Consider the following 12,186-nt stretch of genomic DNA (forward strand, 5'->3'; position numbering starts at 1 on the left):
TTGTAGTTTCACAGCAACCGTTCGTCTAGCTGTAACGGGCACGGCACTGTGGCAAGGATAAACAACCTAGCGGTTTTTTGGAGCCCACAATGTTAACTAAGCGTTTTTTCAAAACAAAAAGCGAAGCGGAAGTCACGTTTGAAATCACTCATCCGGAAGCTCTTAAAGTTGAGTTAGTTGCAGAATTCAACGACTGGCAGCCTTTGGCGATGAAATTCCATAAAAAAGACAAACGATTTAAGCTTAAGCACCGTTTACCAACCGGGCATGAGTATCATTTTAGATATTTAATTGATGGTGAATACTGGGACAATGACGAGCAGGCCGATGGCTATGTGCCAAATGGTTTTGGGACGCAGAACAGCATTGTCGATACACATAAACAGGGTTAAGCACAATGCAAGGGCTGGATCAGCTGTTTTACCTGCATGGAATAGGCTATGACTACACTAAATACAATGGTGAACATGTCTATTTCGATCACCAAACAAGGCTCAGCGCGCTACGCTGCTGTGGTGTAAACACCGAAAATGGCGCTCAAGTTGATGAGCTGAACTTTAATCTTGATGTCATGCCCTGGCTCAATGTGGTCGAAGAGGTGACACTGGCTGATGCCAACAGTGGCAAGTTTTCGTTAAAGGTACCTGAATCATTTCTGAGTGACTCTATCGTTATTCGTATTCCTGAGCTGTCTTTGTCTGTCACTGTTGGATTGTCACAAGCACCAGTGTGCGGTGACTATCGATATGAAGGTCAAACCTATCTTGAGGTAAAAGTTGAGCTAGGCCAGCTGCCTGCTGGCTATTTTGAAATGCAAATTGAAGGGCCGTTTGGGACAAAAACTACGCAACTGTGGTCAGTGCCACCACATTGCTACGCAATAGAAAACGACCACGAAAAACGAGTTGGCCTGTCGGTTCAGCTGTACACTTTGTGCAGTGCACGTAATTCAGGTATAGGCGATTTTAGGGACCTATATCAACTGATAAGCAGTGCTGCTGTCAATCAGTGTGACTTCATTTTGCTTAATCCACTTCACCTGCTATTTGAAGCGCAACCAGAACGGGCAAGTCCATATAGTCCTTCGCACCGTTGTTTGATTAATCCTTTGTACATTGCACTGGATTGGTCCGTTGAATTGCTAAGCAAGGACTATCATCTGGTTGTTGAAACGAGTGATGAGCCTGCTCAGAGCAGCCATCATGAAGACTACATCGACTATTGCGCTGTAGCTGAGGTGAAGTACCGTCAGTTAACGCATTTGTTTGAGCAATGCCAAGGTGTACAAGCAGTTAGCTCTGCGGTAGAAGCGTTTAAACTAAGCAGAACACAGGCGTTAGACCTGAGTTTTCTTAGCGAGCGAGAATGGTTTTTTCAGTGGCTCGCATATGAGCAGCTGAGTGCTTGTCAGTTGCATGCTAAGGCATCTGGGATGGTGATTGGGCTGATCAATGACCTGGCTGTGGGGTGTGCAAAAGAAGGGCATGAGTTTGCTCAAAATGACGTGCTATTTGCACAGGGGGCTAATGTTGGCGCGCCACCGGATCCATGGGCCGAATCAGGTCAAAACTGGGGGCTTCCAGCCCTGAATCCAGTCACCTTGAAACAAGATAGGTATGCCTATTTTCGTTCACTGGTGCGGAGCAACATGATGTCCGTTGGCGCACTGCGCATTGACCACGTTATGGCTATTCGGCGTTTGTGGTGGTGTTTTGAAGCCGACGGTCAGCAAAGTGGGTGCTATGTTTACTATCCGTTTGAACATTTGCTGGCCATATTGAAGATTGAATCTCATCTCAATCAGACCATGGTGATAGGAGAAGACCTGGGCATAGTGCCGCCTGAGATATCAACCGCCATGGAAGAGTCAAATCTCTATGGCAACATTTTGATGTATTTTGCCAAAGATCAGAGAGGTGATTTCAAGCCAACTCACCAGTATCGCTCTGATACATTACTAATGGTTGCCAATCATGATGTTGCGCCATTTTTTGCGTGGTGGAATGGCATGGATGTGGATCTCAGAAAAGAATACCAACTATGTAATGAACAAGAAGCCGCGCAGATGGCGCTGACAAGAAATGAAGATAAAGAGCGCCTGTTGTCCTGGCTTGAGCTGAGTGCAGAGCAAGTGGAGCAGATTAAAAGCGACGCTATGCGTGTTTACTGTGCGGTACTTAAAAAGCTCGCAGCGAGTCCGAGCAAATTACTGGCTATCCAGCTGGACGACCTTGAGCAGCAGCTACTACCCGTCAACATCCCAGGCACAGACCGGGAGTATCCCAACTGGCGCCGTCGTTTGGCTGTACAAGCAGATCAAACAATTAAACAAAACAGCAACCTAATGACAGAAATTAAAAGGATCAGAGAGCAGGCATGAATTCAGCGAGTAAAGCGCCCATTATTACCTACGACTATGCAGCACAAATCTCGGCACTGAAAGCCGGGTGTTTTCGTGATGCCTTCTCTTTTCTCGGTTTACATAGTGCCGGGCAGGGTTCCATTATCCGAGTATATGTGCCCGGTGCATTGTCGGTCTCTGTGATACATGGCAAACAAGTGACCGAGCTACACAGAATAGACGACTCTGCATTGTTTGTGACGCAGTTTGACCAACCAGTTTCATCTGGTTACCTGCTGAGAATCGAATACCCGGAAGCGACGATTACAACCCGGGATGCTTATGACTTTAGCAGTGCGCTTGACGAGGCTGCCATGTACCTGTTTAACGAAGGATCGTTAGAGCACGGTCATTTGCATTTTGGCGCCCGCGCTATTTCACATCAGGGATGTGCAGGTACCCAATTTTGTGTGTGGGCGCCGAACGCACGCAGTGTATCTGTGATAGGTGAGTTTAATCATTGGCAGTCCACTCAGCATTTTATGCGCTTTCACCCAGCCAGTGGCGTGTGGGATCTGTTTGTTCCGCATCTCACAGGCGAGCAGGGATATAAATACTCCATTGTTGGCGTAGATGGCGTTGTCACTGAACGCGCCGACCCATACGCTATCAAAATGCAACAAGCCCCCGGTACCGCAAGTGTTATTCAACCTGAGCAGCATAATCTGCCTCTCACCCAGCAGGAGCAGGAGCGGCGCCGTAAGCGCAACGCTGTTGATGCGCCCATCACAATTTATGAAGTGCATTTAGGGTCGTGGAAACGCAGAGCTCAAGAAAATGGTCGTTATCTGACATATCGTGAACTGGCTGATGATTTACTGCCTTATGTGAAAGAACTTGGGTTTACTCACATTCAGCTTATGCCTGTCAGTGAGTATCCGTTTGATGGTTCCTGGGGATATCAGCCTGTGGGATTATTTGCGCCAACCAGCCGGTTTGGTAGCCTTGAAGATTTCCGCTATTTCATTGAGCAGTGTGCTGAGCTGGACCTGGGCATCTTGGTCGATTGGGTACCAGGGCATTTTCCCTCTGATCCACATGGATTACATCGTTTTGATGGCACACACCTTTATGAACATGCCGACAGCCGACAGGGTTTTCACCCAGACTGGAATACTTATATTTATAACTACGAACGACCAGAAGTTAAGAGCTTTTTACTTTCCAATGCAAACTACTGGCTGGACGTATTTAAACTTGATGGGCTAAGAGTCGATGCCGTGGCCTCTATGCTTTACCTGGACTATTCTCGTAAAGATGGTGAATGGGTCCCAAACCAGTTTGGTGGCAGAGAAAATCTGGGGGCGATAGACTGCATCAGAGCGGTGAATACACGCGGATATGGCCGGCATCCACATATTATGATGGTTGCTGAGGAGTCAACAGCATGGCCAGGTGTGACTCAAACAGTAGAGCACAATGGGTTGGGGTTTGGTTATAAGTGGAATATGGGCTGGATGAATGACAGCCTAAGCTATATGCAGCGAGACCCAGTTCATCGTAAATATCACCATCATGAAATGACTTTTTCAATGGCCTATGCTTACTCGGAGAACTATATTTTACCGCTTAGTCACGATGAAGTCGTACATGGCAAAGGTGCACTTTTGAGTAAAATGCCAGGTGATGACTGGCAACAATTCGCCAATTTGCGCGCCTATTATGCTTTTATGTATGCGCACCCAGGTAAGAAGCTTTTATTCATGGGCAGTGAACTGGCTCCTCGCACGGAGTGGGATCATAACTCAGGGCTGGATTGGACGTTACTGGAGTCACCAGCGCACAAAGGTATATATCAGACAATTAAGTCGTTGAATCACCTTTACACTAACTCTCCGGCTTTGTTTGAGCTTGACAACTCGCCGTGTGGATTTCAGTGGATAGATTGTCACAATGGTGAACAATCGATTTTAAGCTTTGCCCGTTTCGGCAAGTCGCGGGCAGATCTGATGCTGGTGGTCAGCCATTTTACGCCGCAGGTTTTGCACAGCTATCGGATCGGTGTCCCACAGGCGGGTATATATCAGGTCGTGTTCAACTCGGATGATACTGATTTATATGGCAGTGGTATAACAGTGGTTGCACATCGACAACAAATGCTTCAGAGCAAAGCAATGAAGTGTCACGGTTTTGAGCACAGCATAGAAATTACGATCCCGCCATTGAGCACAGTGTATTTACAATACCTGGGTACAGATGAACCATGTTAACGTCGCACCGAGGCCAATCTGCTCCATTAGGTAGCTCACTGCACGAACAAGGTGTGAACTTCGCTGTATATGCCCCAGATGCGACTGAGGTGCAGTTGTGTCTGTTTGATCAAAGCGGGCACAGCGAAATCGCCGCGCTTACTATGTATCGTCACGAGGGCGGCTTGTGGTCGGTATTCGTCTCTCCACTACGGGCAGGTGCATTATACGGCTTCAGGGTCAAAGGTCTCTATGATCCAGACAAAGGGCAGCTATTTAATCATCACAAGCTGCTGTTAGATCCCTATTGTAAAGACTTTCAGGGCGAGTTTACCTGGAGTGAGCGACACTTTTGTCACTTGCCAGTTGGCACCTTCAACACCAGCGACAACGCAGTGGATATGCCCAAGTCCAGGGTTGAAGATATACCCAGATATGACGGGGCAAGGCCTTGTATTCCCTGGTCCAAAACCCTGATTTATGAGTGCCATGTGCGAGGCGCCACGCAACAATGTGAGTTTGTGCCTAAGCATCTGCGTGGCAAGTTTCTTGGGCTGAGCCATAGCAATTTTGTGGCGCACCTTGCCAACCTGGGCGTCACAACGCTCGAGCTACTTCCTTGTCATGCGTTTATTTCAGAGCAGTTCTTAACAGCCAAAGGGTTAAAAAACTACTGGGGTTATAATTCACTGAGTTTTTTTGTCCCCCATAAAGCCTACCTGGTTGACGGACAAATCAAAGAATTCCAGCAGATGGTGCGTGAGTTACACCGTGCCGGAATAGAAGTGATCCTGGACGTGGTTTATAACCACACAGCAGAAGGGGGAATGGATGGCCCGATGTTGTCACTTAAAGGATTAAATAACACGGGCTACTATCGTATGGTGGGTGAGCCGGCAAACTATATTAATGACACCGGGTGTGGCAACACGCTGAATATAGACGATTCTTATACTCTAAAACTGGTTGTAGATAGCCTAAGATACTGGGTTGAATATATGGGGGTGGATGGGTTTAGGTTTGACTTAGCTACGATCTTGGCACGGACCGAACATGGCTTTACTCAGCATCATGCATTTTTACAGGTCATTGCACAGGACCCTGTGTTGAGCAAAGTCAAGTTGATTGCAGAACCCTGGGATGTGGGACCAGGAGGCTATCAACTTGGCGGTTTTCCATCACCCTGGCGCGAGTGGAATGACAAATATCGGGATACGGTAAGGCGTTTTTGGCGTGGCGATGCAGGGACTTTATCAGAGTTGGCTAAGCGGGTGCATGGCTCACATGAGCTGTTTGAACACAACCAGCGTGGGCCGCTCAATTCCGTGAACTTTCTTACCAGCCATGATGGATTTACGCTGGCGGACTGGGTGAGCTATGAACAAAAACACAATTTTGCCAATGGAGAAGATAATCGCGATGGTCACAGCGAAAACATCTCTTTTAATTGTGGTGTAGAAGGTGAGACAGAACACGAACATATCCTCTCTTTAAGGCTTCAAATTCAGAAAAGTGCGCTCATTACACTGATGATGTCCAAAGGCGTACCTATGTTGGCAGCCGGCACTGAAATTGGCCACTCACAGCAGGGCAATAACAACGCCTACTGTCAGGACAATGAAATTAACTGGCTGGACTGGCCTGGGAGTATTGTTGAGCGCGTAGGCCTAAGCCAAAGGTCGACTGATTGGGGCGCTAAAGATGAGGCCAGTGTTCTGTGCGATTTAATGTCTCAGCTTCAGAAATTAAGGTGTGATTACGCCATATTCCATCATCCATTTTATATCCATACCAAAGAAGAGCGGTTCAATATTAGCTGGTTCAGTAAAAATGCAACGCCTATGACTGAAGGTGACTGGCATGACAGCCACAACAAAACGCTCATTTATATGCTGACAGATACGCTTAGGAAGCAAAATTTGTTAGTGATACTGCACGCCGGAAACGACGATCTGGAGGTTAAGCTACCCGCGATTCCAGGCGCAACCTGGAAGCTGTTACTGAGTTCAGTACACCCTACTGAAACCGGAGATAATGGCCACCAGACCCAAACCCTGAGTGCACACAGTGCCTGGGTATACCAATCTCTTAACGAGGATCTCAAGAATGACTAAGAAAACGTCAAATGTGTGTGTTGTAAAGCATTGGCAGGAAGCCCCAAAGCTGGACGAAAGTACGCTAGCGGATGATCTGATGCGACACTTCTATTATACCCTGGGGCGCGACAAAGTTGGAGATTCAAAGCACTACTTATTTCAGGCGCTGGCGCTGACAGTCAGAGATCGGCTGGTGGCCAGGTGCAGAGCGACGAACCAATACCTGGCAGACAACAAGTGTAAGCGAGCAGCCTATCTGTCGCTGGAGTTTTTGATGGGGCGGGCATTAGGTAACGCAGTACTCAGCCTTGATCTGGAAAAGCAAACTCGTGATGCACTCAAAGAATACTGCACTGAATTTGAATACGTTGAACAGGCCGAGCATGATGCTGGTCTCGGGAACGGAGGCCTGGGTCGTCTGGCCGCGTGTTTTTTGGATAGCTGTGCAACGCTTGCTTTGCCCGTGATTGGTTATGGGATCCGTTACGAATATGGCATGTTCAATCAGTCGCTGGATCAAGGGTTCCAGGTTGAACATCCGGACAACTGGCTACGTGAGGGGCATCCCTGGGAAATGCCAGCACCAGAGCAATCCCGAGTAATTAAGTTTTTTGGCCATGTTGAGGCCCATCAGGACAAGCAAGGTCGCTCTCATCGTATCTGGGTGAACACTCAGGATGTACTGGCGGTGCCTTACGATGTGCCGATCCCCGGATACCGAAATGGGGTTGTGAACACACTGAGGCTCTGGAAATCAGAGGCTACGGATGAGTTCAACCTAAAAGAGTTCAATGCCGGAAGTTACTCTGAAGCGGTTGCCAAAAAGAATTTGGCAGAGCAGATCACTATGGTGCTATATCCAAACGACAGTAGCGAAAATGGGAAAGAACTCAGGCTTAGGCAGCAATACTTCCTTTCCAGTGCCAGTTTGCAGGACATACTACATCAGTGGGTAGAACAACATGGAGATGATTTCAGTGAATTTGCCGATTTGCATGTGTTCCAGCTTAACGATACACACCCAAGTATCGCAGTGGCTGAGCTGATGCGTCTGCTGGTCGACGAACATGAACTGGAGTGGGAGGTTGCCTGGTCGATCACGACCTCGACTATGGCGTACACTAACCATACATTGTTGCCTGAGGCGCTCGAAAAGTGGTCAGTTTCCTTGTTTTCACGTCTGTTGCCCAGGTTACTTGAGATTATTTATGAAATTAATGCGCGTTTCTTATCTGAAGTGGCACTTATGTGGCCGGGAGATATGGAAAAACAGCGTGCATTATCCTTGATAGAAGAAGGGGATCACCCTCAGATCCGCATGGCTTATTTGGCGATAGTGGGTAGCTATTCGGTAAACGGTGTTGCTGCACTGCACACTGAATTACTCAAATCAGGACTATTCCATGACTTTTACCAGCTTTGGCCTGCTAAATTTAACAACAAAACCAATGGGGTAACACCCAGACGCTGGTTGGCTTATTGCAACCCGGCGCTGGCTAAATTAATTACCAGTAAAATTGGTGAGCAGTGGCAAGCTGATTTTGCTGAAATCAAGACTTTGCGACGTTATTACGATGACAGGGCTTTTCAGGCACAGTGGCAGTCCGTGAAAGAAGGTAACAAGCGTAAGTTGGCGCAACTTGTTAAAGCGCGGTGTGGCGTTGAGTTTGATGCCAAGATGATGTTCGATGTTCAGGTTAAACGGATCCACGAATACAAGCGTCAGCTATTAAACATATTACACGTTATTTCTCTGTACGACCGTATTCGTCGCGGAGATACACAAAACATGGTACCACGGTGTGTGCTTTTCGGCGGAAAGGCAGCGCCCGGTTACGCCATGGCCAAACAAGTGATTAAGCTCATTAACAATGTCGCTAACGTCGTCAATAAAGACGAACAGGCTAGTCCATTGTTAAGAGTTGCGTTTTTCCCCAATTATAATGTCACAGCGATGGAGACGATTTGCGCAGCAACCGATCTGTCAGAACAAATATCAACGGCTGGTAAGGAAGCATCAGGAACCGGCAATATGAAGTTCATGATGAACGGCGCGCTGACCATAGGCACCCTGGATGGTGCAAATATCGAAATCAGAGAGCAGGTTGGGGCAGATAATTTCTTTCTATTTGGTGCCACCGCTCAGCAGGCAGACGAGGTCCGTCAGCATTATGACCCCAATGCCATTATTCAATCCAGCCAGGCTTTGAGCAATACGATGACTTTGCTAGAAAGTGGTCATTTTAACTTGTTTGAGCCTGGTATTTTTAACGACATCATTGCCTCTATTCGCAGTCCCCACGACCCCTGGCTGGTTGCGCACGATTTTGACAGCTATCTTGAAGCTCAGCAACGTGCCGCTGAAACCTATCAGGACCAGTCGCAGTGGCTGCGAATGAGCATACTTAATACGGCCGCTAGTGGCAGTTTTTCTAGCGATCGAACTATTCAACAATATTGTGACGATATTTGGCGCTTAACCCCAATGCAGTAGATCGTAGATAGACTTTTAATGGAGATTATGAATGCCCAGTTATGCAAACCGATATATTAGTAACCTGACCAGAGAAACGTATGCACTGATACTGGCAGGTGGTCGTGGTAGCAGGCTGCACGAGCTGACCGACTGGAGAGCTAAGCCCGCAGTGTATTTTGGAGGCAAACACAGAATAATAGACTTTCCGTTATCAAATTGTATTAACTCGGGTATCCGCCGAGTCGGCATAGCCACGCAGTACAAATCTCACTCTTTAATCAGACATGTTAATCGTGCCTGGGGTCATTTTAAGAAAGAGCTTGGTGAGTCGGTAGAAATATTGCCAGCGTCTCAGCGTTACGGCGACGAGTGGTACTGTGGCACCGCAGATGCCGTATTCCAGAATATGGACATCATTCGTCATGAACTGCCTAAGTATGTAATGATCTTGTCCGGCGACCATGTTTACCGCATGGACTACGGTGCATTACTTGCTAAGCACGTTGAAACCGGGGCAGATATGACCGTTTGCTGTATTGAAGTGCCCTGTGAGGATGCTGCAAATACATTTGGTGTGATGACGGTAGATGAAAATAAGCGGGTCAGGCGCTTTGATGAAAAACCACCTAAGCCCAGTGAAATCCCGGGTAAACCCGGTTTGTGTCTTGCGTCTATGGGGAACTATGTCTTTAATACAGAGTTTCTTTTTGAACAGCTAAAAGAAGATGCTGAGCGTGAAGGCTCTGGCCGTGATTTTGGTCATGATATCATCCCCGCAATCATTGAAGAGCATAATGTATTTGCGTTTCCATTTCGTGACCCCAGTCACCCAGGACAGCCATATTGGCGCGATGTAGGGACAATTGATTCATTCTGGGAGGCCAATATGGAGTTGGTTTCACCTCAGCCTCAACTTGACTTGTACGACCCGAGCTGGCCAATCTGGACTTACCAAGAGCAGTTACCACCGGCGAAGTTCATCTTTGATGATGACGAGCGTCGCGGTATGGCAGTAGATTCAACGGTATCTGGCGGTTGTATTATCTCAGGATCCAGAGTGCGTAAATCTTTGTTGTTTTCGAATGTCCATGTTCATTCATACTGTGAGATTGAAGGCGCGGTTGTGTTACCTGGTGTGGTGATAGAGCGTGGCTGTCGCATAAAAAATGCGATTATTGATCGAAGCTGTCATATCCCGGAGGGAATGGAAATTGGCTATGACAGGGCACAAGATGAAAGAAACGGTTTCAGAGTGTCTAAAAAAGGCATCGTGCTGGTGACTCGTGATATGCTAGCTGCATTAGAAAAGCAACAGCGGCTGTTAGCAGGGCAAACCCAGGAAACAGCGTAAAAGGACAAGCATGCACGTAGTTATGGTGGCAGCGGAGAACGACCGTCTGCCTAATTGTAAAGTCGGGGGAGTTGCGGATGTGATCCGTGACATCCCTTATGCACTGGCAACACAGCAAGTGCGTTGTTCCGTGATTGTGCCTGATTACGGTCAGTATGCACTAAACCGGACGTTTGTGGCAGACATCGCAGTGCCATTCAAGCAGCATCTGGAAACTGCCACTTTGTGGCGGGTAGCCAGTGACGCCGGTGTAGATCAATATGTGGTTTCGCACTCTTTGTTCTCACAGCATGATGGCGCAATTTATTGCAATGATGGTGATCAGCCTTTTGCAACAGATGCGAATAAGTTTGCATTGTTTTGCGCTGCAGTAAGTGAGCTGCTTGAGCATACTATGATTGGGCCTGTCGATGTACTTCATTTACACGACTGGCATGCAGCGGTCGTTGCTGTGCTAAAAACCTTTAGTCCGCGGTTTGTGAATCTGAAACAGATTAAAACGGTTTACACAGTACACAACCTGGCCCTGCAGGGGATCCGTCCTTTCAAGCATGATGATTCCAGTCTGGAATCCTGGTTCCCGACGTTAAGTTATGATGGCAGCCAGATTTGTGATCATGTATATCCTCACTGTTTTAATCCGATGCGGGCAGCAATAAGCCTCTCAGACAAAGTTCATCTGGTTTCTCCTACTTATTGTCAGGAAGTGCAACTCAGTAGTGATCATGAAAGGGGGTTTTTTGGTGGGGAAGGGCTAGAGCATGATATGCAGGCCGCGGATCGAACTGGAAGGCTGGCGGGAATTCTGAATGGGTGTACTTATGATGCATCATCAGACGAAGCAACTGACATCTCTTTGCATCAATACTGTGATCTGGCGGAACAAGCGCTGTTTGTCTGGATGGCAAACGGAGGCACGCTTAAACCGGCCCATTATATTGCTCATCAGAGAGTCATTCAGTGGCGTCAGCAATCAGTATTTCGCAGACCGCTCATCACCAGTGTCGGGCGCCTGACGGATCAGAAAGCTCTGTTGCTCAGGCAACCAAAAGATGGACAGCTCATTCTTGATCATGTTGCAGCTTTGATTAATGAGTATGGGGGCGTACTGGTTATTTTGGGATCAGGTGATCCTCATCTGGAATACCTATTTACTCAGGTGATGGCCCGTAATGAGAATGTGCTTTACTTACAAGGATATGGGCAAGCTTTGGGAGATCACCTCTACACACTTGGCGATTTATTCCTGATGCCTAGCTCATTTGAACCATGCGGCATTAGTCAAATGTTGGCTATGCGAGCGGGACAACCCTGTCTGGCACATCAGGTGGGCGGTTTGAGAGACACCATAACACATGGTGAAACAGGGTTTTTATTCGGTGGCGACAACTTATCAGAGCAAGCTGAGCAGTTGCTAGAATGTTTAGGGCAAGCGCTTGATATACACAGAGATGACCCTCAGAAATACCTTGAGATCAAAGCAAATGCAGGGGCACAACGCTTCAGCTGGGGTACGATTGCAAGCCAGTATATAGAGAAATTGTATGAGTAGGCGTTTGCCTGCTCACTCAGCTATCGACTATTCTAATACATTAATGTTTTAGTTTGATTTTTTTTCTAATGAAATGGGGTTAAAATATTCCCCAATAGAACAAGCTAATAAAACAAAAGTG

General features: G+C 47.4%; 7 protein-coding genes. All 7 read left to right on the forward strand.

All coding sequences use genetic code 11. The features are described from left to right. Positions 1 to 89: 89 nt before the first annotated feature. Genes CWB99_RS00550 through CWB99_RS00580 form a run of 7 tightly spaced genes read left to right on the forward strand, consistent with a single transcriptional unit; the run spans position 90 to position 12,065 of the window. Positions 90 to 392, forward strand: coding sequence for an isoamylase early set domain-containing protein (locus CWB99_RS00550; RefSeq protein ID WP_138551931.1), 303 nt, complete (start codon positions 90 to 92; stop codon positions 390 to 392). 5 nt (positions 393 to 397) lie between these two features. Then, positions 398 to 2,380, forward strand: a complete 1,983-nt coding sequence (gene malQ, locus CWB99_RS00555; RefSeq protein WP_138551930.1) for a 4-alpha-glucanotransferase — start codon at positions 398 to 400, stop codon at positions 2,378 to 2,380. Next, positions 2,377 to 4,611, forward strand: a complete 2,235-nt coding sequence (gene glgB, locus CWB99_RS00560; RefSeq protein WP_138551929.1) for a 1,4-alpha-glucan branching protein GlgB — start codon at positions 2,377 to 2,379, stop codon at positions 4,609 to 4,611. Before malQ ends, glgB begins: the two co-directional genes overlap by 4 nt. Then, the gene (gene glgX / locus CWB99_RS00565) at positions 4,605 to 6,704 is read left to right on the forward strand and encodes a glycogen debranching protein GlgX (RefSeq protein WP_138551928.1); all 2,100 of its coding nucleotides are present in this window, start codon (positions 4,605 to 4,607) and stop codon (positions 6,702 to 6,704) included. The genes glgB and glgX overlap by 7 nt, the downstream gene beginning before the upstream one ends. Next, the gene (locus tag CWB99_RS00570; protein WP_138551927.1) at positions 6,697 to 9,180 is read left to right on the forward strand and encodes a glycogen/starch/alpha-glucan phosphorylase; all 2,484 of its coding nucleotides are present in this window, start codon (positions 6,697 to 6,699) and stop codon (positions 9,178 to 9,180) included. Before glgX ends, CWB99_RS00570 begins: the two co-directional genes overlap by 8 nt. A gap of 31 nt (positions 9,181 to 9,211) precedes the next feature. Further along, a complete protein-coding gene (gene glgC, locus CWB99_RS00575; RefSeq protein ID WP_138551926.1) occupies positions 9,212 to 10,513 on the forward strand; it encodes a glucose-1-phosphate adenylyltransferase in 1,302 nt (433 codons plus the stop codon). Positions 10,514 to 10,523: 10 nt separating this feature from the next. Beyond that, positions 10,524 to 12,065: a glycogen synthase gene (locus CWB99_RS00580; protein ID WP_138551925.1), complete on the forward strand. Its 1,542-nt coding sequence runs from the start codon at positions 10,524 to 10,526 to the stop codon at positions 12,063 to 12,065. Positions 12,066 to 12,186: the final 121 nt, after the last annotated feature.

It is taken from the genome of Pseudoalteromonas rubra, from assembly GCF_005887095.1.
Taxonomy (GTDB): domain Bacteria; phylum Pseudomonadota; class Gammaproteobacteria; order Enterobacterales; family Alteromonadaceae; genus Pseudoalteromonas; species Pseudoalteromonas rubra_E.

Bases quoted from the DNA above. Each gene is read 5' to 3' on its own strand.
- glgC (WP_138551926.1), top strand. From the start codon at position 9,212: ATGCCCAGTTATGCAAACCGATATATTAGTAACCTGACCAGAGAAACG.
- CWB99_RS00570 (WP_138551927.1), top strand. From the start codon at position 6,697: ATGACTAAGAAAACGTCAAATGTGTGTGTTGTAAAGCATTGGCAGGAA.
- malQ (WP_138551930.1), top strand. From the start codon at position 398: ATGCAAGGGCTGGATCAGCTGTTTTACCTGCATGGAATAGGCTATGAC.
- glgX (WP_138551928.1), top strand. From the start codon at position 4,605: ATGTTAACGTCGCACCGAGGCCAATCTGCTCCATTAGGTAGCTCACTG.
- CWB99_RS00580 (WP_138551925.1), top strand. From the start codon at position 10,524: ATGCACGTAGTTATGGTGGCAGCGGAGAACGACCGTCTGCCTAATTGT.
- CWB99_RS00550 (WP_138551931.1), top strand. From the start codon at position 90: ATGTTAACTAAGCGTTTTTTCAAAACAAAAAGCGAAGCGGAAGTCACG.
- glgB (WP_138551929.1), top strand. From the start codon at position 2,377: ATGAATTCAGCGAGTAAAGCGCCCATTATTACCTACGACTATGCAGCA.